This window comes from Paenibacillus sp. p3-SID1389 (genome assembly GCF_025151705.1).
In the GTDB taxonomy this organism is placed as follows: domain Bacteria; phylum Bacillota; class Bacilli; order Paenibacillales; family Paenibacillaceae; genus Fontibacillus; species Fontibacillus phoenicis.
Genome location: NZ_JALXVO010000044.1, coordinates 13,643 through 35,577, shown reverse-complemented (window position 1 = coordinate 35,577; position 21,935 = coordinate 13,643). Strand labels below are relative to the sequence as shown.

Annotated in this window: 20 protein-coding genes and 1 pseudogene; 20 read left to right on the top strand and 1 reads right to left on the bottom strand. The window is 52.1% G+C overall.

The window, feature by feature from the left end; translation table 11 throughout:
* The 3 genes and pseudogenes from M3G15_RS16590 to M3G15_RS16580 form a co-directional block, all read left to right on the top strand.
* A pseudogene (locus M3G15_RS16590) lies at positions 1–640 on the top strand (flagellar hook-length control protein FliK); the annotation flags it as partial.
* A complete protein-coding gene (locus M3G15_RS16585) occupies positions 637–942 on the top strand; it encodes an EscU/YscU/HrcU family type III secretion system export apparatus switch protein (RefSeq protein WP_016312459.1) in 306 nt (101 codons plus the stop codon). The pseudogene M3G15_RS16590 and the gene M3G15_RS16585, both read left to right, overlap by 4 nt.
* Entirely contained in the window at positions 935–1,327 is a 393-nt protein-coding gene (locus tag M3G15_RS16580; protein ID WP_016312458.1) for a YraN family protein, read from the top strand. The genes M3G15_RS16585 and M3G15_RS16580 overlap by 8 nt, the downstream gene beginning before the upstream one ends.
* Positions 1,328–1,339: 12 nt before the next feature.
* Here M3G15_RS16580 and M3G15_RS16575 read toward each other — a convergent pair whose 3' ends face one another.
* A complete protein-coding gene (locus M3G15_RS16575) occupies positions 1,340–2,959 on the bottom strand; it encodes a YifB family Mg chelatase-like AAA ATPase (RefSeq protein WP_260071525.1) in 1,620 nt (539 codons plus the stop codon).
* Positions 2,960–3,521: 562 nt separating this feature from the next.
* Here M3G15_RS16575 and sucC point away from each other — a divergent pair.
* The 17 genes from sucC (at position 3,522) to M3G15_RS16490 (ending at position 21,920) form a co-directional block, all read left to right on the top strand.
* Positions 3,522–4,682: an ADP-forming succinate--CoA ligase subunit beta gene (gene sucC, locus M3G15_RS16570; RefSeq protein WP_260071524.1), complete on the top strand. Its 1,161-nt coding sequence runs from the start codon at positions 3,522–3,524 to the stop codon at positions 4,680–4,682.
* Between the two features lie 54 nt (positions 4,683–4,736).
* On the top strand, positions 4,737–5,666 hold the full coding sequence (gene sucD / locus M3G15_RS16565; protein ID WP_009222993.1) for a succinate--CoA ligase subunit alpha: 930 nt from the start codon (positions 4,737–4,739) through the stop codon (positions 5,664–5,666).
* Between the two features lie 98 nt (positions 5,667–5,764).
* Entirely contained in the window at positions 5,765–6,853 is a 1,089-nt protein-coding gene (gene dprA / locus M3G15_RS16560; RefSeq protein ID WP_260071523.1) for a DNA-processing protein DprA, read from the top strand.
* Between the two features lie 108 nt (positions 6,854–6,961).
* Positions 6,962–9,061, top strand: a complete 2,100-nt coding sequence (gene topA / locus M3G15_RS16555) for a type I DNA topoisomerase (RefSeq protein ID WP_260071522.1) — start codon at positions 6,962–6,964, stop codon at positions 9,059–9,061.
* Positions 9,062–9,128: 67 nt separating this feature from the next.
* Positions 9,129–10,451: an FADH(2)-oxidizing methylenetetrahydrofolate--tRNA-(uracil(54)-C(5))-methyltransferase TrmFO gene (trmFO, locus tag M3G15_RS16550; protein ID WP_009222996.1), complete on the top strand. Its 1,323-nt coding sequence runs from the start codon at positions 9,129–9,131 to the stop codon at positions 10,449–10,451.
* Between the two features lie 185 nt (positions 10,452–10,636).
* Entirely contained in the window at positions 10,637–11,179 is a 543-nt protein-coding gene (gene hslV / locus M3G15_RS16545) for an ATP-dependent protease subunit HslV (RefSeq protein WP_009222997.1), read from the top strand.
* 35 nt (positions 11,180–11,214) lie between these two features.
* The gene (gene hslU / locus M3G15_RS16540; RefSeq protein ID WP_260071521.1) at positions 11,215–12,618 is read left to right on the top strand and encodes an ATP-dependent protease ATPase subunit HslU; all 1,404 of its coding nucleotides are present in this window, start codon (positions 11,215–11,217) and stop codon (positions 12,616–12,618) included.
* A gap of 392 nt (positions 12,619–13,010) precedes the next feature.
* On the top strand, positions 13,011–13,418 hold the full coding sequence (gene flgB / locus M3G15_RS16535) for a flagellar basal body rod protein FlgB (RefSeq protein ID WP_009222999.1): 408 nt from the start codon (positions 13,011–13,013) through the stop codon (positions 13,416–13,418).
* Between the two features lie 6 nt (positions 13,419–13,424).
* The gene (gene flgC / locus M3G15_RS16530; protein WP_009223000.1) at positions 13,425–13,874 is read left to right on the top strand and encodes a flagellar basal body rod protein FlgC; all 450 of its coding nucleotides are present in this window, start codon (positions 13,425–13,427) and stop codon (positions 13,872–13,874) included.
* A gap of 44 nt (positions 13,875–13,918) precedes the next feature.
* Complete coding sequence (fliE, locus tag M3G15_RS16525; RefSeq protein ID WP_009223001.1) at positions 13,919–14,227, top strand: flagellar hook-basal body complex protein FliE; 309 nt, start codon at positions 13,919–13,921, stop codon at positions 14,225–14,227.
* A gap of 31 nt (positions 14,228–14,258) precedes the next feature.
* Positions 14,259–15,842 carry a flagellar basal-body MS-ring/collar protein FliF gene (fliF, locus tag M3G15_RS16520; RefSeq protein WP_009223002.1) on the top strand — a complete coding sequence of 528 codons (1,584 nt, stop codon included), beginning with the start codon at positions 14,259–14,261 and terminating at the stop codon, positions 15,840–15,842.
* Positions 15,843–15,853: 11 nt separating this feature from the next.
* Complete coding sequence (fliG, locus tag M3G15_RS16515; protein ID WP_036643741.1) at positions 15,854–16,870, top strand: flagellar motor switch protein FliG; 1,017 nt, start codon at positions 15,854–15,856, stop codon at positions 16,868–16,870.
* Positions 16,863–17,717, top strand: coding sequence for a FliH/SctL family protein (locus M3G15_RS16510; protein WP_260071520.1), 855 nt, complete (start codon positions 16,863–16,865; stop codon positions 17,715–17,717). The genes fliG and M3G15_RS16510 overlap by 8 nt, the downstream gene beginning before the upstream one ends.
* Positions 17,698–19,017, top strand: a complete 1,320-nt coding sequence (gene fliI / locus M3G15_RS16505) for a flagellar protein export ATPase FliI (protein ID WP_009223005.1) — start codon at positions 17,698–17,700, stop codon at positions 19,015–19,017. The genes M3G15_RS16510 and fliI overlap by 20 nt, the downstream gene beginning before the upstream one ends.
* Before the next feature lie 10 nt (positions 19,018–19,027).
* Positions 19,028–19,471: a flagellar export protein FliJ gene (gene fliJ, locus M3G15_RS16500; protein WP_085168995.1), complete on the top strand. Its 444-nt coding sequence runs from the start codon at positions 19,028–19,030 to the stop codon at positions 19,469–19,471.
* Positions 19,472–19,512: 41 nt separating this feature from the next.
* A complete protein-coding gene (locus M3G15_RS16495) occupies positions 19,513–20,451 on the top strand; it encodes a MotE family protein (RefSeq protein WP_260071519.1) in 939 nt (312 codons plus the stop codon).
* 41 nt (positions 20,452–20,492) lie between these two features.
* Entirely contained in the window at positions 20,493–21,920 is a 1,428-nt protein-coding gene (locus M3G15_RS16490; RefSeq protein ID WP_260071518.1) for a flagellar hook-length control protein FliK, read from the top strand.
* Positions 21,921–21,935 lie beyond the last annotated feature (15 nt).

The window sequence follows — 21,935 nt, the reverse complement described above, 5'->3', positions numbered from 1 at the left end:
GCTCCCGCCCGGGAAAGCGCAGCCGCTTGGCGCCGAAGCCACAGCCGCAGCCGTGCGCAGCGGCAGCAACGTGACGGCGGCGAGCACGGCTGCGCACGAGACGCTGAAAGGCCTTCTCCTGCAGGTGATGGCCTCAGACGATCTGCCTGCGCCGCTGCAAGAGGCGGCGCGCCAGCTTGTTCAGCAGCTGACCGGGCAGCAGCTGCTGCTCAATACCGACCGGACCGCGCCGTTTGCGCACGTGACGATGTTCCTGCCTTTGATCGGTCCGGACGGTCGGCAAACCGCTGCCGTGCACATCGAGTCGCGGCGCGGTCGGAAGGGTGAACTGGATCCGGCCAACTGTCGGTTATGGTTCGATTTGCAGATGAAGACGCTGGGTCAACTTATGGTCGACGTGCAGGTCGCCGACAAGAAGGTGCTGCTCAAAATCTATAGTGAGAAAGAAGCGACTGGAGCCTTCTTGGAATCCCGCCAGGACGAAGTGAGCGAGGCGCTGGAGAAGGCGGGATATCGCCTTTTATCGCTGAAGGCGGAGCCTTTGATCCTGCCGGATGAAGCGGAAGGCAATACAGCGGATTTCAGCCAGCCGATGTCTTACGCGCCTAGCGTATACAAAGGAGTGGATTACCGCGTATGAAGGAAAAACCGCAAGCATCCAGCTTGGCTTTCAAAAAAGCAGTCGCCTTGAAATACGATCCCGGCCAGGGGGAGGCTCCAGTCGTTGTAGCCAAAGGCAAGGGTCTCATCGCTGACCGGATCCTGGACGCAGCGCTGGAGCACGGGATTCCGATCCAAGAGGACGCTGCGTTGGTTGAGGTGTTATCCAAGCTGGATTTGGATCAACAGATTCCTGCGGAACTGTATGATTTGGTTGCCGAAATTCTAACCTTTATTTATCGATCAGATAAAATGGTAGAAAGAGGGTTGTTCTTTGAGTAACCTTGGCATCAATGGGCAAAGAGGGGATCGCCGCAAAGAACGCGGCCGAAAAGCGGAGCAGGCCGCTTGTGAGCATCTGATTTCACAGGGATATACGATTCTTGAGCGAAATTGGCGTTGCCGCAGCGGAGAACTTGACATCATAGCCAGCAAACGAGACCTTCTCGTGATCGTAGAAGTCCGAAGCCGCAGCCAACAGGCTGCGGCTTTCGGCACACCGGCTGAGTCGGTGAATGCCCGCAAAATCAAGCAGGTTCGTGACACAGCCGCGGTGTATTTGCATCGCAGAGGCCAATCAGACGCCAACCTTCGCTTTGATGTCATCGCGGTGACGTTTGGGTATGGCGATACGATCGCGCTGGAGCATATTCTAGCCGCTTTCTGACGGCGAGGAGCTTCATCCCGCAACTTCATGCCGCCGGTCCAGCTGCCGGTATTGGATCGCTTCGGCGACATGCTCGGCGCGGATATCAGCTTCTCCTTCCAGATCGGCAATTGTTCGGGACAGCTTGATGATCCGGTCATACGCCCGCATGCTCAGCCCCAGCGTGGCAAAACAATCCTGCAGCAGCTTGGTCGCATCACGGTCTAGCGGGGCAAATCGACGCAGCAGGCTGCCGGACAGCTCGCTGTTCCGGGAGATCCGGCAGCCGCGATAGCGTTCCTGTTGAATCCGTTCGGCTGCCATCACCTGTTCCCGCATCGCTGCGGAATCCAGCGGCTGAGGATCGTCCTGCCAACGCTGCGGGCGAGGAACCTCCACCTGCATATCAATCCGGTCCAATAAAGGGCCGGATATTTTTTCGCGGTATTGAGCGATTCGCCAAGGCGAGCAGGTACAGGCGGGCAGCGGCGGCTCGGCACCGAGATAGCCACAAGGACACGGATTTAACGATCCCGCCAGCAGGAAATGAGCAGGGAACGTGAACGACGCCCGGGAACGGCTGATGGTGACGACGCGATCCTCCAGCGGTTGGCGCAGCACCTCCAGCACATTCCTCGAGAACTCCGGCAGCTCGTCAAGAAACAATACGCCATGGTGAGCGAGGCTCACTTCCCCCGGCTTCGGGATCCCACCTCCTCCAATCAGGCCGCCAGCAGATATCGTATGGTGCGGCGAGCGGAAGGGACGGCGCTGGATCAGCCCTTGCCCGGAGTCGTTCAACTTACCGGCAGAGCTGTAGATTTTCGTAACCTCTAACGATTCTTCCAGCGTTAAGGGCGGCAGGATGGATGGCAATCGCTGTACCAGCATCGTCTTACCGGTGCCGGGCGGCCCGATCAGCACGATATTATGGAACCCGGCGGCGGCGATGACCAGCGCCCGCTTAATTTGCCGCTGACCAATTACATCGCTGTAGTCGAGCAGGGGAGGAAGCGGTGCCGCTGTCCCCGGGCCTTCCGTCTTTTTCTCAAGATGGTTTAAGGTTTGAAGGATAAGCGGAGCCTGCCCATCTTGCTCGTGGGTGGAGTGCAATGGCAACGCATGGGCGGCCTCTGGGTCCTTGGCTTCGGGAGAAGGAGGAGCAAGCTCGCGCAAATGACTGAGCGCATAGACTCGAATGCCGCCAAGCAGCAGTGCTTCTTCGACATTATTCTGCGGGAGCAGCACGGCTGTGAAGCCGTCGCGTCGTGCCCGATCCACCATGGACAGAACGCCGGGCACCGGACGCAGCGTGCCGTCCAGCGACAGCTCTCCGATGATCAACAAGCGCTCCTCCGGCGGCAATCTCACCTGGTCACTAGCCGCTAATATCGCCAGTGCAATGGCCAGATCGAAGGCCGAGCCTTCCTTGCGCAGGTCCGCCGGCGCTAGATTAATCGTTACGCGCTGAAGCGGAAAGCGATAGCCGCAGTTTTTGATTGCTGCCCGGACCCGGTCAATCGCTTCGCGAACGGCCGAATCTGGCAATCCGACGATGTTCGTTTGCGGAATGCCGCTGGATAAATCAACCTCGACCTCGATGATTACACCGTCAATCCCGTACAAACACGCGCTGTGCAATTTACCGTACATAACAAAAAACACCTCATTCCTATCGATTTGTGCCTTGCTTCGGCAAGGTCCGAATTGGAAAAAGGTGCTTCCTTATTTTCCCTATTCATTTAGCTACACGTATTCTAGGACGAACGTTAATGATTGTCAAGTTGAGGGTTTGGGTTCCAATCGGATGGAAGAGAGAAGAAAACTGACAAGCAATTTTTTCACAACTTACAATATTTCAAGAAATTGCTGATGTTCGTCGAAATTCATCTCATGATGAGATGCATGTGAAAAATATGTCGTTGTTAAGCTAAACCGATTCGCATGAATTTTTCTTGACCCTGCAACTCCTTGAAACTTTGAAAGCGGTTTATAGAACTTCGGACTTTCTCCCCAGCTGCGTCAAGTATTCATCTCACTTTGAGATGAAAATGATATAAAAAAGTTGTGTATAAATGATGAACTTTTTGAGGAAAGCGTTTCAAAAAAGTGGTACAATAATCTGGGTTTCAGCTGATATTTTCGAGAAGGGGGACCACAAGCCGCAGGTTTTGGACCCTCTAAAATACCGCCTGTTGATAGGAGGATTTTACGCATGAATATCCATGAGTATCAAGGAAAAGAAGTCCTAAAGCAGTACGGTGTGGCCGTTCCTGAAGGACGCGTGGCGTTTACGGTCGAGGAAGCTGTCGAAGCGGCTCAAGCGCTGGGGACCTCGGTTGTCGTGGTCAAGGCGCAAATTCATGCCGGAGGCCGCGGTAAAGCCGGCGGCGTCAAAGTGGCCAAAAGCTTGGATGAGGTGAGAACCTATGCTCAGGAACTCCTCGGCAAGGTACTGGTCACGCATCAAACGGGACCTGAGGGGAAAGAGGTCAAACGCCTCTTGATCGAGCAAGGCTGCGATATCAAGAAGGAGTATTACGTTGGCGTTGTCGTGGACCGTGGAACGGGCCGCGTGACGATGATGGCCTCTGAGGAAGGCGGCACAGAAATCGAAGAAGTGGCAGCCGCTACTCCGGAGAAAATTTTCAAAGAAGTGGTTGATCCGGCTGTCGGCTTGACGCCGTTCCAAGCCCGCAGATTGGCTTACTCCATTAACATTCCTAATGAATTGGTAGGCAAAGCTACGCAGTTTATGCTGGCTTTGTATGAAGCTTTTGTGGACAAAGATTGTTCCATCGCGGAGATTAACCCGCTCGTCGTCACTGGCGATGGCAACGTCCTGGCGCTGGATGCGAAGCTGAATTTCGATTCCAATGCGCTGTTCCGTCATAAGGACATTTTGGCGTTGCGCGATCTGGAAGAAGAGGACGAGAAGGAGATCGAAGCCTCGAAGTACGACCTCAGCTACATTGCGCTCGATGGTAACATCGGCTGTATGGTGAACGGGGCCGGTCTGGCGATGGCGACGATGGACATCATCAAATATTACGGCGGAGACCCGGCGAACTTCCTGGATGTTGGGGGAGGCGCAACGGCGGAGAAGGTCACGGAAGCCTTCAAAATTATTTTGTCGGACGCCAAGGTGAAAGGGATTTTCGTGAATATTTTCGGCGGCATCATGAAATGCGACGTGATTGCTTCGGGGATCGTGGAAGCCGCGAAGCAGGTCGGTTTGGACCGTCCGCTCGTTGTGCGCCTTGAGGGAACAAACGTTGATCTCGGCAAGCAAATTCTAGCTGAATCGGGGCTGGCAATCGTCTCGGCAGATTCGATGGCGGATGGCGCTCAGAAGATCGTTTCGCTCGTCTCGTAATTTAGAGTGGTACCTCACATTGCAATCACCTATCCATAAGGGGAGGCTCGAAATATGAGTATTTTGGTCGATAAGAATACGAAGGTCATCACCCAGGGAATCACCGGGAAAACCGCATTGTTCCATGCCAAAGGAGCGCTTGACTACGGCACGCAAATGGTTGGGGGAACGTCTCCGGGCAAAGGCGGCACGAAGGTAGATATTACCTTGGAGAGCGGCGAAACCGTCAGCCTGCCGGTGTTTAACACGGTTCGCGAAGCGAAGGAAGCGACGGGGGCTACCGCCAGCGTTATTTATGTACCGCCGGCATTTGCAGCCGATTCGATTCTGGAAGCCGTGGAAGCGGAATTGGATCTGGTCATCTGCATCACCGAGGGGATTCCAGTCCTCGATATGGTGAAGGTGAAACGTTATATGGAAGGGAAAAAGACCGTGCTGATCGGTCCAAACTGCCCAGGCGTCATTACTCCAGGCGAATGCAAAATCGGCATCATGCCGGGTTATATCCATTTGCCAGGTCATGTCGGCGTCGTATCGCGCAGCGGTACGTTGACGTATGAAGCGGTGCATCAATTGACAACTCGCGGCATCGGGCAATCTTCGGCGGTTGGCATCGGCGGCGATCCGGTGAAGGGCTCGGAGTTTATTGATATTTTGCGCCGGTTCAATGACGATGACAACACGCATGCCGTGATCATGATCGGGGAAATCGGTGGAACCGCTGAAGAAGAAGCTGCCGAATGGATCCAGAAAAATATGACGAAGCCTGTCGTCGGTTTTATCGGCGGTGTGACGGCTCCTCCAGGGAAACGGATGGGTCATGCCGGTGCGATTATTTCCGGCGGGAAAGGAACGGCGAAGGAAAAAATCGCGAAGTTGGAGTCCTGCGGCATTAAAGTCGCGCCGACCCCATCGGAGATGGGCGCAACACTGGTCAGTGTTCTGGAAGAACGCGGCCTTTTAGAATTGTGCACGACACGATAAGCTATTTTTGATATAATCATATCCAAAGGTAAGCAACCTTCTTAGCCATACATGGCTCGAGGAGGTTGCTTTTTTTATTTTTCAAGGAGGGATTCGTTGTGGAGAAGAAATGGGTACTCGCGGGATTACATGAATTCCCCGGGGTAGGCTGGAAAACGCTGCAGCAAATCGTTGCATATGATGAGGACTGGGAGCATGCCATCGAGTTTACGGCAGCGGATTGGAGGAAGCGGGGACTGGGCCCAGGGCTGTCACTTCGGCTGTCGGAGCGGTTCACATGGGACTGGATTGAGGCCCAAATGGAACAGTATGAAGGTAAAGGGATACAGGTGATTACAAGGCTGGATTTGGAGTATCCTATTTTAATGAAGGAGACCGCTCAGCCGCCATGGGTTTTGTATTCTCTGGGTGATACTAGGTTGCTGAACGGTCTTAATATCGCGATGGTAGGTACGCGGACGCCAACCGCCTATGGTCGAAAGGTAGGAGCCGCCTTAGCCGCTGACCTTAGCTCCTTCGGAGTAACGATTGTGAGCGGGATGGCCCGCGGGATTGACGGGGTTTGCCATGAAGCGACTTTACAGGCAGGAGGAAGTACCATCGCCGTATTAGGTACGGCGATTGACGTAGCTTATCCACCGGAGCATGCCTCCATGTATCGACGCATCGCCGAACAAGGGCTGGTCATCTCGGAATATCCGATCGGTACCCCTGGTCACCCTGGGATGTTCCCGCAGCGTAATCGGATCATTGCGGGAATTTCTTATGGTACGGTGGTTGTAGAGGCCGACGCTCGCAGCGGGTCCTTGATCACGGCGGATGAGACGCTGGATGCGAATCGTGACCTGTTTGCAGTCCCTGGGCCAATTACGTCGCCGAAGAGCCGGGGAACCCTGTCGCTTTTGAAGCAGGGAGCCAAACTCGTCACCGAAGCCAAGGATATTTGGGAGGAATATCAGGCCTTATTGCCTGTCGCGGAGGAGACGAAAAAGGAAGCGGTAACAGGAAACAAGTTGACAGATGAGGAGCGCCGCATATACCATATGTTGGAGCAGGGCATCACAAGTTTTGATGATCTGCTCGTACAAACCGGGTGGGATTTTGGACTTTTACATTCAGTTCTGTTATCTTTAATCATGAAAAAAACGGCGGTTCAACTCCCCGGCTCAGTATACCAGCTAATATAGTCCATTCCTAACCGAGAGTGGCTTGAATATATGACTATATGAGTATTTTACCTGAATACAAGGAACACCAGTTTAGAGTTTCGTATTGTTTGAGAGGAGGACGAACCTGTGGCGGATTCACTCGTCATCGTGGAATCGCCTGCCAAGGCGAAAACGATTGGCAAATACTTAGGCAGCAAATACATCGTGAAAGCCTCAATGGGTCATGTTCGCGATTTGCCCAAGAGCCAAATTGGGGTTGAAGTAGAGAACGACTTCAGTCCGAAGTATATTACAATCCGTGGGAAGGGTTCTGTATTAAAAGAATTAAAGGATGCCAGCAAAAAAGTAAAAAAAATCTATCTGGCAGCCGACCCCGATCGCGAAGGAGAAGCGATTGCTTGGCATCTGGCCCATGTGCTGGACGTGGATGAGAAGGATACATGCCGCGTCGTATTTAATGAAATTACGAAGCAAGCGGTTAGAGACGCCTTCAAAAATCCGCGCCCCATCAATATGGATCTGGTGAACGCGCAGCAAGCCAGACGGATTTTGGATCGGCTGGTTGGTTATAAAGTCAGCCCGCTGCTGTGGAAGAAGATCAAAAAAGGGTTGTCATTTGGCCGCGTGCAATCCGTAGCGGTGAAAATCATCTTGGACCGGGAGAACGAAATCTCTGAATTTGTCCCGGAAGAATACTGGAGTATTACGGCGAAGCTGAAGACGGGAGCCTCTTCGTTCGAAGCGAAGTTTCACCAGTACAAAGGTGAGAAGATCGAGCTAAAGAACGAGCAGCAGGTACAGGAAATTCTGAAATCGATCGAGAAGGCCAAATTCAGCGTGGTCGATGTGAAGGAGAAGGAACGTCTCCGCCATCCGGCGGCGCCGTTTACAACCAGTTCCCTGCAGCAGGAGGCAGCGCGAAAACTGAATTTCCGGGCAGCCAAGACGATGTCGATCGCTCAGCAGCTGTATGAGGGGGTTGACCTTGGCAAAGAAGGGACCGTTGGTCTGATCACGTATATGCGTACAGACTCGACGCGGATCGCTACTTCCGCCCAAGAGGAAGCCAAGCAATATATCCTTGATAAATTTGGTGAAGCCTACGCGCCTGAAACGCCGCGTCAATATTCCAAGAAGGCCGCCAGCGCGCAGGACGCCCATGAAGCGATCCGTCCAACATCGGCGATGCGAGATCCGGAATCGGTGAAGGAGTTCACCACCCGGGATCAGTATCGGCTGTACAAATTGATTTGGGATCGTTTTATGGCCAGCCAAATGACTTCTGCCGTGCTGGACACGATGTCAGTGGATATTGCCGCTGGCGAAGCAACGTTCCGCGCGGTTGGGTCGAAGATCCGCTTCCCTGGCTTTATGAAGGTGTACGTGGAAGGCAACGATGATGGCAACGCCAATGAGGACGACAAGTTTTTGCCACCCCTGACGAAAGGGGAAGAGCTGGCGAAAGAGTCGATCGAACCGAAGCAGCATTTTACCCAACCCCCGCCTCGTTATACGGAGGCGCGTTTGGTTAAAACACTGGAGGAGCTCGGCATTGGACGCCCTAGTACGTACGCGCCAACCCTAGAAACCATTCAAAAACGCGGCTACGTGGCGATTGAGGACAAGAAGTTCGTCCCTACCGAGTTAGGCGAGCTTCTCATCGAACAGACGGAGCAATTCTTCCCGGAAATCCTCGATGTGGAGTTTACCGCCCATATGGAGGAGGACCTGGACCATGTTGAGGAAGGCTCCGAGGATTGGGTAAGGGTGCTGAGCGAGTTTTATAAATCGTTTGAGAAACGGCTTCGGGTTGCGGAAGAAGAAATGAAGGAAGTCGAAATCGAAGACGAGGTCTCCGACGAGATCTGTGAAAAATGCGGAAGACCGATGGTTTATAAATTGGGACGTTTCGGGAAGTTTCTGGCCTGCTCGGGGTTTCCGGAATGCCGGAATACGAAACCGATCGTCAAGGACATCGGCGTCACCTGTCCGAAATGTAAAGAAGGCCATGTGGTCGAGCGCCGGAGTAAAAAGGGACGGGTCTTCTATGGCTGCGACCGTTATCCGGAGTGTGACTTTGTTTCGTGGGATAAGCCTTCACCGAAGCCTTGTCCGAAATGCGGTTCGATGCTCGTAGAGAAGCGAAATAAGCAAGGCGGGAAGCTGCAATGTACCTCCTGCGACTACGTGGAAGCCATTGAAGATAACGACGATACAGATGATTAAGATGAGCCCGCGTTTGTGCGGGCTTTGAGACAGCTTAGAAATTCAGCATGAGATTTAGTAGGGGGACATGAACATGACGAATAAAGTAACGGTCATCGGCGCGGGATTGGCCGGCAGTGAAGCGGCATGGCAAATCGCGAGCCGCGGCATCCCCGTGGTGTTGTACGAAATGCGCCCGGTTGTGAAGACGCCGGCGCATCATACCGATAAATTTGCCGAGCTGGTCTGCAGTAACTCTTTGCGGGCCAATGGGTTAACGAACGCCGTTGGCGTTCTCAAAGAAGAAATGCGGATGCTGAACTCGCTGGTGCTTGGTGCGGCGGATCGCAATGCGGTGCCGGCCGGCGGCGCGCTGGCCGTTGACCGGGACGGTTTCTCTGGAGAGATTACCCGGACGCTGAGAGAGCACCCGTTGATCGAAGTCATTAATGAAGAAATCAAGGAGATCCCGCAGGACGGGATTGTCGTGATTGCCACCGGGCCACTGACGTCTCCTGCCCTTTCGGAGCAAATTAAGCGGTTGACCGGCGAGGACTATTTTTACTTTTACGATGCTGCCGCTCCGATTGTGGAGAAAGATTCGATTGATATGAGCAAAGTGTACCTGGCTTCCAGGTACGACAAAGGTGAAGCAGCCTACTTGAACTGCCCGATGACGGAGGAGGAGTTCGACGCTTTCTATGATGCGTTAATTCATGCGGAGGTAGCTCAGCTGAAAGACTTCGAGAAGGAGATTTACTTCGAAGGCTGTATGCCGATCGAGGTGATGATGCGGCGCGGCAAGCAGACGGCCCTGTTTGGGCCGATGAAGCCGGTTGGTCTCGTCAACCCGCACACCGGCAAGCTCCCGTATGCTGTGGTGCAGCTGCGTCAGGATAACGCAGCCGGCACGTTGTACAATTTGGTAGGCTTCCAGACCCATTTGAAATGGGGCGAGCAGAAGCGCGTCTTCTCGATGATTCCAGGTCTGGAGAATGCCGAGTTCGTCCGGTACGGCGTGATGCACCGTAACACCTTTATCAACTCGCCGAAGCTGCTCATGCCAACGTATCAGTTGAAGGCACGGCCGTCGCTCTTCTTCGCGGGTCAGATGACTGGTGTCGAAGGTTACGTCGAGTCCGCTGCTTCCGGTCTGATTGCGGGGATTAACGCAGCCCGAGCTGCCGCAGGCCAGGAGGGCATCGTCTTCCCTGCGGACACAACGCTGGGCAGTATGGCGCGTTACATCACCACCGCAGACTTCGAACACTTCCAGCCGATGAACGCCAACTTTGGCTTGTTTCCGAAGCTGGATACCCGCTACCGCAAAAAAGCAGAGAAAAACGAAGCGCTCGCGCAGCGCGCGCTGAATAGCTTGCGATCCTTTATGGCAGAAGAACGGTTGGGTTAATCCACCGTTTTTTTGCAATCTAGGGGGTAAACGGGTTATGCTGAAATCAAGGACGTTCATATGATAGAACTGGCCCATTATCATACGTAGTAAACGAACCCATTGCCTCAGTCCCTCCTGCGTAAATTCGAATTGATGAAAAACGTAAGGCTGAGAACATACAAGAGAGGAAGGCGAACAAACACATGGAGCTATCTTTTCACGCTACAACGATTTGCGCTGTACGCCACAATGGCAAAGGCGCCATTGCCGGTGACGGGCAAGTCACGTTTGGTCAGAACGTCGTGATGAAGCAAACGGCCAAGAAAGTCCGCCGGTTGTACCGCGGTCAAGTGGTTGCGGGTTTTGCCGGTTCGGTCGCCGATGCCATCACGTTATTTGAGAAATTTGAGGGGAAACTGGAAGAGCATTCGGGGAACCTGCAGCGGGCAGCGGTTGAACTGGCCAAAGATTGGCGCCAGGACCGCGTGTTGCGCAAGCTGGAGGCTTTGATGATCGTCATGGACAAAACCGGGATGCTGCTGATTTCCGGCGGCGGGGAAATTATTGAACCGGATGATGATGTGCTGGCGATCGGGTCAGGGGGGAACTTTGCTCTGTCGGCTGCGCGGGCGCTCAAACGCCATGCTACAGGGTTGGAGGCGAAGGATATCGCCCGCGAATCCTTGCAGATCGCTTCGGAAATCTGCGTATATACGAACAACAACATTATTGTTGAGGAGCTTTGAGTATCGTTGATACTATCGTGTCAGGGGGACGAATCATGACCGAAAAAAATTTAACGCCAAGACAAATCGTAGCCGAACTGGATAAATACATCGTAGGACAGAAACAAGCGAAAAAATCGGTTGCTGTCGCGTTGCGGAACCGTTACCGGCGCAGCTTGCTCCCGGAGGAGGTTCAGGATGAAATTGTACCTAAAAACATCCTGATGATCGGACCGACCGGGGTGGGGAAGACGGAAATTGCCCGCCGTCTCGCCAAGCTGGTTGGTGCTCCCTTTGTTAAAGTGGAAGCAACGAAGTTCACTGAGGTTGGTTATGTAGGTCGAGACGTCGAGTCGATGGTGCGCGATCTCATCGAAACGGCGATCCGGACAGTAAAGCTTGAGCGTACCGAGAAGGTGAAAGATAAAGCGGAAGAGCTTGCGAACGAGCGCCTGGTTCAGATCCTGGTTCCTTCAGAAAATAAAACAAAAGGCGTTCGCAATCCGTTCGAGATGTTGTTTGGGGGCGGTAACGGGGCGAACACCTCCGCTCAGGAGGAGCCGGAGGAAGACAGCACGCTGGCCGAACGCCGACGTCAGGTGCGCTTCAAATTGTTGTCCGGTCAGATGGAGAACGACATCGTGGAAGTTGAAGTTGAAGACAACACGCCAACGATGATGGATATGTTTGCCGGCCAGGGCAACGACCAGCTTGGCATGAACATGCAGGAAATGTTTGGCAATCTCCTGCCGAAACGCACCAAGAAGCGGAAGCTGACCGTCAAGGAAGCCCGCAAAGTGCTGACGCAGGAGGAAGCGGCGAAGCTGATCGACCAAGACGATTTGATTCAGGAAGCGATCACGCGGGCAGAGCAATCCGGGATCATCTTTATCGACGAAATCGATAAAGTTGCCAGCCGGGGACAGGGCTCGGGTCCCGACGTATCCCGTGAGGGCGTACAGCGCGATATTTTGCCGATCGTGGAAGGCTCGACGGTGATGACCAAATACGGTCCGATCAAAACAGATTATATTTTGTTTATTGCGGCAGGAGCTTTCCATATTGCCAAGCCATCTGACTTAATTCCTGAGCTTCAAGGGCGGTTCCCGATCCGGGTTGAGCTCGACAGCTTAACGCTGGAGGACTTTGTGTCGATCTTAACGGAACCGGAGAACGCCTTGACGAAACAGTATATTGAATTGCTGCGAACGGAGGATCTGGAAATCGAGTTCTCGGACGCAGCGATCCATGAAATCGCCCGTATTGCGGCCATGGTGAATGCGAATACCGAAAACATCGGTGCCAGACGGCTGCACACCATCCTGGAGAAGCTCCTGGAGGATCTGTCCTTTGAAGCGCCGGAGCTGACGCTGGATAAAATGGTCATCACTCCGGAATACGTGCGGGAGAAATTAGGAAATATTGCCCAGGATCGAGACCTCAGTCAATTTATTTTGTAGAAAGATTCATGAACGTGGGGTTAGGGCCTTGTTTTTCAAGGACCTAATCCGTTTTTCACAATTTTGACGAAAATTAGGCCACTTTGCCGTAATGGCGGGTGGTCTTTCTTATTGGATTTTGTTGGATAATGGCGATGATTATGTAAAAATTTCATTTTTGACCAAAAAACGAGATAAAGTATCGAAAGATAGGGCTTTTTTCTTATTGTAAATATGTCGAATCTCCATGAAACTTAGGATATATGACATTATTAAACAAATTTCATGTTAGGACGTTAGAAAGACAAAAAGAAAGACATAATTAGCAAAAAATTGTCAAAAAAAGAGGATTTATTTATTGTTTGTAGAATCATTAATGATTAAGATCAAATGAGCCTAAGGGGGGAATTAAAGTGCAGTTGTTGAACGGACTGGGATTTGACAGGCTTGAGACTGCCATCCAGGCCGCAAATCTCCGGCAAGGGGTTATCGCTAACAATATTGCGAACGTAGACACCCCTTACTTTAAGCGCTCCAGCGTGTCCTTTGAAAGCATGCTGCAAGCGGAAATGAACGGTAATATGCCGGCACTCCAAGGGAGAAGAACGGACGTGAGGCATTTCGTTATAGGACCAACGACGGAGGTTCCCGAGCCGGTGGTAAGTGTGGATCAGAGTACGGCAATGAACAACAACCAGAATAATGTCGATATCGACAGTGAAATGACCAAACTTGCCGAAAATCAGCTGAGATACAATGCGTACATCGAACAATTGAACTATTTAATCAAAATGAAACGCACTGTCGTGGAAGGGAGATAATCGGACTTGAATATCAGTGATAGTTTTGGGATTAGTTCTTCCGCCTTAACCGCACAGCGTCTTCGCATGGATGTGATTTCCTCCAATATCGCGAATGCTGAAACAACCCGGGCTAAGATTGTAGACGGCAAGGCCGTTCCTTACCGGCGCAAAACGGTGGTCATGGCACCCAAGGAAATGGATTTCGACAGTGCCTTGAATTCAGTAATGGGTAAGGAAGTGAGCAGTCAAGGGGTGAAAATTACCAAAATTCAAGAGGACCCCTCACCGCTTAAACCGGTTTACAATCCGACCCATCCTGATGCGGACAGCGAAGGGTATGTCTATATGCCTAATGTTGATATTTTGAAAGAAATGGTAGATATGATTTCGGCAACTCGCTCTTATGAAGCAAACGTAACGGCGCTTAACGCCAGTAAGGCGATGTTTACCAAAGCCTTGCAAATCGGGAAATAGACCAAAAGTAGACTTACATAATTTGTGATTGGGAGTGTTGCACGTTGATCGAGAGAATGAGTTTTGACTCCTTGAAGCCGCTAACCGGAATGCAGACGTCCGGTAATGAACAGAACCTCACGCCTGCGCAAGCGATAAAGCAATTTAGCTCCTATCTAAACGATGCACTGGAAGGAGTCGCTGCTCAGGAAGCCAATGCCCAACAAGTGAACAACCAGTTCCTGTTAGGAAAAGTAAGTGCCGACGAGATGATGATCGCCTCGGAGCAAGCCTTGTTAAGTTTGCAGTTGACTACGCAAGTCCGGAATAAAGTGATCGAAGCTTACCAAGAGATTATGCGTACGCAAATTTAAGGATTGAAACATGCTCGGATGAGGTGACATTGTGAATGAGAGAATTACACAGTACCGGGATCGATTTTTAGGGTACTGGAACCAATTTAGCAAAAAACAAAAAACGTTATTAGTCTCGACGGCGACTTTTATCCTGCTCGCGATCATCTTGCTGACGATTCAATTTTCCAAAACGGAATATGAAGTAGCCTTTACGGGTCTCGATTCGACTGATGCGGCAGGGATTATCAATTACTTGGAATCCGGCGGAATCTCGTACAAGCTTGGACCGGACGGTACGACCATTTCGGTGCCTAGCAAAGACGCGGCACGGGTTAAGGTTGATGTCGGTTCACAGGGAATCGTACAGAACGGTTCGATCGGTTTGGAAGCCTTCAATGAAAGTTCTTCCTTAATCGGGATGACGGACAATGAATTTAACGTCAAGTACAAAAACGCCATCAACGGCGAGGTCGAACAGCTGCTGAAGAGAATGCAGGGCGTTAACGATGCCAAGGTACTCATTAACTTGCCGGCAGAAAACGTGTTCGCTAGCCCGGATGAACAGGAGAAAGCGACAGCATCTATCGTCCTCACGTTCAAGCCGGGATATCGTCCGAATCAGGAAGCCATCGATGGATATTTTAACTTGGTTAAAACGTCGGTCCCTAACTTGCCGGTGGAAAATATCTCGCTCTCCTCGAGTGATGATACGATCTTGCTTCCAAGCGGACAAGGCGGGACGACAGGCTCACTGACCTCGGCGGTTCAAGAGAACATGGCGCTGCAGAAGAAGTTCGAAAGCGATGTGCGCCAAAGCGTAAAGCAATTCCTATCCAGACTGACCGGTCCGGATAAGATTGAAGTGCTGGTCGCTTCCAAGTTGAATTTCGACCAAGTTAGCCAGAAAGACAATCTGGTCACTCCAGTGGATACCGAAAACATGAAAGGTATCGAGATCAGCGCACAAAAAGTGCAGAAAAGCTACACCGGATCGGCGAATCCAACGAGCGGGGTACCTGGAACTGGGGAAGAAGATGTTGTGAACTATCCTTCGTCGGAAACGAACGGCGGGTCTTCCTCGGAAGAAAGTTCGTCGACGATTAACTACGAGGTTAATCGAATTACGAAGGACATTATCGCCAGTCCCTATGTTATTAAGGATTTAACCATTAATGTGGCCGTTGAACCACCCGAAGGTCAGGAAACTTTGGATGAAAATACTCGGTCCGCGATCGAAAATATTCTGAAAAATATCGTTGGATCCTATTTGGCTGACTCTGGTACTACATATACAGACGAAGAATTGCAGAGAAAAGTTTCAGTGTTGTCTCAGCCATTCCATTCGGATACTGTCCAAAAAGCCGGGTTGAGTTTATCAAGCCCGTTGGTATGGGGAGTAGGAGGTGCAGCTCTGCTGGCGCTGGCCGGTCTCGGAATCGTCTTGTTCCGCCGCCGCAAGCAAGCGCAAGAAGAGGAAGAAGAGATCGCGCTGCCTCTTACGCCTGAGTTTCCATCGATCAATTTGGATACAGTCACGAATGAGAACCAAGTGCGTAAACAGCTGGAGACGTTGGCCAAGAAGAAGCCTGACGAATTCGTTAACTTGCTTCGCACCTGGCTGGCTGATGAATAGAGGTGAATGTATTGTCCAAAACATCGAGTCCGGTTTTGACCGGGAAACAAAAGGCAGCCATTTTGTTAATTACGTTAGGGCCGGAAGTGTCGGCGCAAATCTTCAAACATTTGCGGGATGATGAAATCGAGCAGCTCACGCTGGAAATTGCCAACGTCCGTAAAGTTGACAGCGCCGAGAAAGAAATGATTATGGCGGAATTCCACCAGATCTGCTTGGCGCAGGAGTATATCACCCAGGGGGGCATCACTTACGCCAAGGAAATTCTGGAGAAGGCGCTGGGCCAGTCCAAAGCGGTGGACATCATCAACCGTTTGACGGCAACCCTTCAGGTCCGGCCATTCGATTTTGCCCGTAAGGCAGATCCAAATCAAATTCTGAACTTTATCCAGAACGAAAACGCGCAGACAATCGCTTTGGTGTTATCCTATTTGCAATTTGAACAGGCGGCAGCCATCTTGTCTTCACTTCCTCAGGAGAAGCAAGCGGAAGTAGCGCGGAGAATCGCGATGATGGATAGCACGTCGCCGGAGGTCATCGCTCAGGTGGAACGCGTGCTGGAGCAGAAGCTCTCTGCTACGGTTACGCAGGATTACACCAGCGCCGGCGGCATTGAATCGATCGTCCAAATCTTGAACGGAGTCGACCGGGGGACGGAAAGAACGATTCTCGATTCGCTCGAAATCCAGGATCCCGAGCTGGCCGAAGAAATCAAGAAGCGGATGTTCGTCTTCGAGGATATCGTCAATATCGACAACCGTTCCATACAGCGGATTATCCGCGATATCGAGAACAGCGACTTGCAGCTTGCCCTCAAAGTGGCCAGCGAAGAAGTTCGCGAAGCGGTCTTCCGCAACATGTCGAAGCGGATGTCCGAGACGTTCAAGGAAGAGATGGAATACATGGGGCCGGTGCGGCTGCGTGACGTGGAAGAAGCACAAACCCGCATCGTAGCTACCATTCGCAGGTTGGAAGAAGCAGGTGAAATTATAATCGCCCGCGGCGGAGGAGATGACATCATTGTCTAATTTGATCAAGGTGTCTCAATACGTACCGGTTGAAATCTTGAAGCAGCTGAATTTAGCCAAGGTTCATCCGACAACCGAGGACCCGTCATCCACTCACACCGAGAATCCGGTCGTTCAAGGTCCTTCCGCTGAAGATCTTGCGGCCGAAGAGACGAGACGTCAGATGTTGGCGGATGCGAAAGAGTTCGCCGAACGTCAGGTCAGGGAAGCGGCGGAGCAAGCGGAACGCATGCTGGCCGAAGCACAGAAGCAAATCGAAGCCTGGTGGCAAGAGCGCCGTGAGCAGGATGAACAGATGATCGAAGCCGTTAAAGCGGAGGGCTTCACTCAAGGCTACGAGGAAGGGAAAGCGCAGGCCGAAGCAACGATGCGCGCCCAGATCGAAGAGATGATGAATGAAGCTGGTTCCGTTCTGCAACAGGCTTATGTGGAGAAAGAACGCATCATTCAGGAAGCCGAGCCGTTTCTAGTCGAATTAAGCTGTGCGATTGCCGAGAAAGTCATCGACAAGCAGCTTGAGCTTAAACCGGAATACGTCATCGATCTGATCAAGAAGAGTTTGGCACGCAAACGCGAGCAAGGAATTTTGACGTTGTGCGTTTCGCCAAGCGATTTTGCCTTCGTGCAGGCGGCAAGGGAGGAGCTCAGCCTTGCCATCGACTCGCAGGCTGAACTTCAAATTTTGCCCGACCCGACCGTCAAGGATCGCGGCTGTGTCATCCGCTCCTCCTTCGGCAGCGTGGATGCCAGAATTGATACACAATTGACGGAGATTAAGAAGGAATTGTTGCGGGTTTCTCTACAGATGGAGGAGCGGGGGCAAGCGAATGACGAGTTTGAAAGCTGAACGTTACATTGATCATCTCAGACAGCTTGATCCGATCCGAATCAACGGGAAGGTGACGCAAGTCATTGGGCTGATGGTCGAATCCGAAGGCCCGGATGCCAGTATCGGCGATCTCTGTTACATCTATCCGAGTAAAGCGGCGCAACCTTTGCAGGCTGAAGTCGTCGGATTTCGCGATAACAAGGTATTGTTGATGCCGCTCGGTGAGCTGCAATCGATCGGACCTGGTTGTGATGTCGTTGGGACCGGCAAACCTTTGACGGTACAGGTTGGATCGGAGCTCCTTGGTAAGGTGCTGGACGGCTTGGGGCAACCGCTGGACGGATCGCTGCTTCCTTCACGGATGGGCCACTATTCTACCTATAATAAGCCGATGAATCCGCTGAATCGTCCGCGGGTCTCCGAACCGATTGGCATTGGAGTACGGGCTATCGATGGTTTGCTGACAATTGGCAAAGGCCAACGGGTAGGGATTTTCGCCGGCTCCGGGGTCGGGAAGAGTACCTTGATGGGGATGATTGCCCGCAATACCTCAGCAGATGTGAACGTGATTGCGCTCGTTGGGGAGCGGGGACGCGAGGTGCTTGACTTTATTGAGCGGGATCTTGGCCCGGAAGGATTGGAGCGCTCTGTTGTCGTCGTTGCAACCTCCGATCAGCCGGCTTTAATCCGGATGAAAGGGGCTTTGATCGCCACAACCATTGCGGAGTATTTTCGGGACCGCGGGCTCAACGTCATGCTGATGATGGATTCCGTCACCCGTTACGCGATGGCGCTGCGTGAGGTAGGGTTAGCCGTAGGTGAGCCTCCTGCCATGCGCGGTTACACCCCTTCCGTGTTTGCCGCCTTGCCGAAGCTGATGGAGCGGGCAGGAACGGGACCAACCGGTTCGATTACCGCCTTCTATACCGTGCTCGTTGACGGTGACGATATGAATGAACCGATTGCGGACGCCGTACGCGGGATATTGGACGGGCATATCGTTTTGAACCGCGGGATCGCGAACAAAGGTCACTTCCCCGCGATTGATATCCTAGCCAGCATTAGCCGGGTCATGAAGGATATTGTGTCGGATGAGCAAAATGAGGCGGCCGAAAATCTGAAACGGTTGATGGCTGTTTATAAGGATTCCGAGGATTTAATTAATATCGGCGCTTATCAACCCGGATCGAACCCGGACATTGATGAAGCAATTGGGGCCATTCAGCAGATATGGAACTTTACGAAGCAGAAGGTTAATGAGAAGGTCACGCTCGCCGAAGTCCAGGAACGGCTAATTTCCGAATTCGCAAGGAGATGAAACGTAGAGAATGAAGTTCCGTTACGTGTATCAGAAAGTAGTTGATTTAAAATCCAACGAAAAAACGCAGGCCGAATGGATGTTATCCGCAGCTATTGGCCAGCTGCAGTCAGAACAACGCTCGTTGGAGCAGTTGTTGGAGGAGAAAGCCAATACCGCAGCGGTGATCGCCGCCGAAGCGGAGAGTACCGCCTCCATGATCAAACTGCAGGAACTTCAACGATACATGGATTTTCTTGATCAGGCGATCGAACGGAAGCTGGCGGATATTCGCGCAGCGGAGGTCAACGTCGAACACAAAAAGACGATTTTGAAGGGGAAAATGCTGGACGAAAAGGTATGGCTTAAAGCGAAAGAGAAGGCCATGGATAAATTTCGGCACGAAATGCTTCTTCGGGAACAAAACGAACTGGATGAAATGGCTACGGTCCGGTTCGCCATGAGAGCCCGATAAAGTAGCGGGCGCCCATACGGTTGTTCGAAGGAGGGATAGAGATGGCAAAGACGGTGGTGGACGAAGAATTGGATGAAGAGACAGGGGGCGGATTTTCGCGTTTTCTGTTCTTTATGACTCCTATTCTTTTTACGGTTGTTCTGCTAGGGGTGTTATTAACCTTATTTAATATCGACTTTCGCAACACCTTGATCGATTGGGGGAACCGGATTCCTGTGGTGAAGAACCTGGTACCGGACCCGATCACTCCTGAGAGTGAATTAAAGGAAGCTGCGAAGGAAGAGCAGAAGCAGCGGGAGAGCACCGAAGCTACTGTGAAGGAGCTAAAGGAGCAGTTAGCCAAACAGCAGGCAGAGCTGCAAACCGCCAACCAGCAAGCAGCCGAGCAGCAGGAGAAGGTGAAGGAACTGCAGGATCAGCTGGCTTCCGTTCAGCAGAAAGAGAGCGAGCAGCGGCAAGCGGCAGAATTGGAAGCTTATCAGAAGGAAGTCAAGAAGCTGGCCAATCTGTATGCGGAAATGAGTCCTAGTAAAGCGGCAGCGATTTTCAATAAGTTGACGACGGAAGAGTCGCTGCAAATGTTAAGCGTAATGAGTAATGAGAGTAAAGTGGCCATTTTGGAGAAGATGGATCCGCAAAAGGCCGCGGATATTTCGATTAAGCTGAAGGATGTGAAGACATCCGAGGACTTGGCGATCGCCGCGCTGCAATCGAGACTCAAAATGGAGGCAGCAGCGGATACAGCAGCCACCGCGAGTGGAACGGGGCTGAGCGATACCGAGCTGGGTCAGACCTTCTCCTCGATGGCCGCAGCGGATGCTGCCAAGCTAGTGCTTCAAACATACAAGCTAAGTCCTGAGAAAGGGCTGAAGATCCTAAAATCGGTAAACGGAACTGCGCGGTCCAAGATTTTGACGGAAATGGCGAAGTCCGACGAGAAGACATCGGTGAAGATCCTGAATCAGCTGGTAAGTAAGTAATAAAGGAAGGAATTTAGCTTTGAAAGGAGGTGAGAAACAAGATGAATTCATCCATGTCGCAAGTGAATGTAAGCAAAGCCGGGACGGTGAACTCGTTGTGGTACGGATCTGCCGGCAAGGCGGAAGCGGGGCAAACTGCTGCTTTGTCTTTTGATCAGAAGCTCCTCGCCATGCTGCTCGGCAATGCCCAGCCGCAGGAAGGACAAGCCTCTGCTCAGATGCTCTCGCTAACCGGATTGCAGAACAGTACGGAGGCTGCGCCATCCGAAGCAACGGACAATACGCTTGTTGCTACAATCGAAGGGTTGTTGAAGCAATTGCCGAAATTGGACGACGCGCTTCAAGCGGATCCTGCGTTGCTTACGGTATTGCAAGGCTGGCTGCAAAGTGTCCAAACCCTATTGCAACAGACAGGTGTGTCTGAAAATGCGGGTTTAGGGGCGGAGGGAGACAACGCTCTACCTGTGCTGGCCCAGCAACCGGAGACGATGCGGTTTGCGGTTCAGGACACACTGGTCCAACTGTTAGCAGCTGCGGAGTCGAACGGTGGTGCCGCTAAGCTGACCGCAAGTGCACAGGGACAAGCCGGTGCTATGCTGGATTCCCTGCAACAAGTGCTGGATGCGATCTCGGATTCGGCGGAGACGAAGCTTAATGGCGGAAAAGGGACGGAAACCACAGGATTGCAACCTCGTACCTATACGACAGACCCAGGTGCAGCAGCTAACCAACAGGGCCGCTCAGGTCAAAACGGTGACATGCTAAACCGTGGAGATACCCGTGCTGTACAATCGAGCTCGCAGCCTAGCAACAACACGGCGGCATTCCGCGTTAATGATTCGGCATTCGAAGCCGATTCGACAGTTGACGGGGTAACCGCGGAGACTAACGTTCATGAGGATCCCGTTCAAACCGGTCAGATCGTGACCGCAGGACAACTGGCACTCCGGGACAGCGGAATCAAGTCCGTGAAGCATGTTGCCAAACCGGTTCCAGTAGAAAATTTCGCGAAAGAAATGAGCGGTTTCCTGGTGAATAAGCTGGAGATCGTGAATCTGAAAGGCGTGTCCGAGGCGAGAATTTCGCTTTATCCGGAGCATTTGGGACAGGTTGACGTACGCATTACGATGCAAAACGGACAGTTAACTGCCCAATTTATGACGGAACATGCTTTTGCCAAAGAATCGCTGGAACAACAAATGGCACAGCTCAGATCGGCGTTGCAGTCTCAAGGTCTTCAGGTTAACAAACTGGAGGTCACGCAAAATACGTCATTGTCCTCCCATATGTACCATGATGGCCGGCAATCCGGCGGAGGCACAGGACAACAACAAAGCGAAAAACGTCGTCCAATAACAGAGGACGAAACGCTGGCCATCCATGACTTGAACGAAGAATGGAACGAATGGGTTGCTGAAGTCAGAGCCAAAGAGCAAAGCTACGGCAGTTCCTTTGTCGCCCGGGCTTAATTCGCCTTAATTCGC

Excerpts from the sequence above, each read along its gene's own strand:
- M3G15_RS16490 (WP_260071518.1), top strand. The coding sequence starts at position 20,493 with ATGAATTCATCCATGTCGCAAGTGAATGTAAGCAAAGCCGGGACGGTG.
- M3G15_RS16585 (WP_016312459.1), top strand. The coding sequence starts at position 637 with ATGAAGGAAAAACCGCAAGCATCCAGCTTGGCTTTCAAAAAAGCAGTC.
- sucC (WP_260071524.1), top strand. The coding sequence starts at position 3,522 with ATGAATATCCATGAGTATCAAGGAAAAGAAGTCCTAAAGCAGTACGGT.
- hslU (WP_260071521.1), top strand. The coding sequence starts at position 11,215 with ATGACCGAAAAAAATTTAACGCCAAGACAAATCGTAGCCGAACTGGAT.
- sucD (WP_009222993.1), top strand. The coding sequence starts at position 4,737 with ATGAGTATTTTGGTCGATAAGAATACGAAGGTCATCACCCAGGGAATC.
- fliI (WP_009223005.1), top strand. The coding sequence starts at position 17,698 with ATGACGAGTTTGAAAGCTGAACGTTACATTGATCATCTCAGACAGCTT.
- M3G15_RS16575 (WP_260071525.1), bottom strand. The coding sequence starts at position 2,959 with ATGTACGGTAAATTGCACAGCGCGTGTTTGTACGGGATTGACGGTGTA.
- M3G15_RS16495 (WP_260071519.1), top strand. The coding sequence starts at position 19,513 with ATGGCAAAGACGGTGGTGGACGAAGAATTGGATGAAGAGACAGGGGGC.
- fliJ (WP_085168995.1), top strand. The coding sequence starts at position 19,028 with ATGAAGTTCCGTTACGTGTATCAGAAAGTAGTTGATTTAAAATCCAAC.
- trmFO (WP_009222996.1), top strand. The coding sequence starts at position 9,129 with ATGAACATGACGAATAAAGTAACGGTCATCGGCGCGGGATTGGCCGGC.
- hslV (WP_009222997.1), top strand. The coding sequence starts at position 10,637 with ATGGAGCTATCTTTTCACGCTACAACGATTTGCGCTGTACGCCACAAT.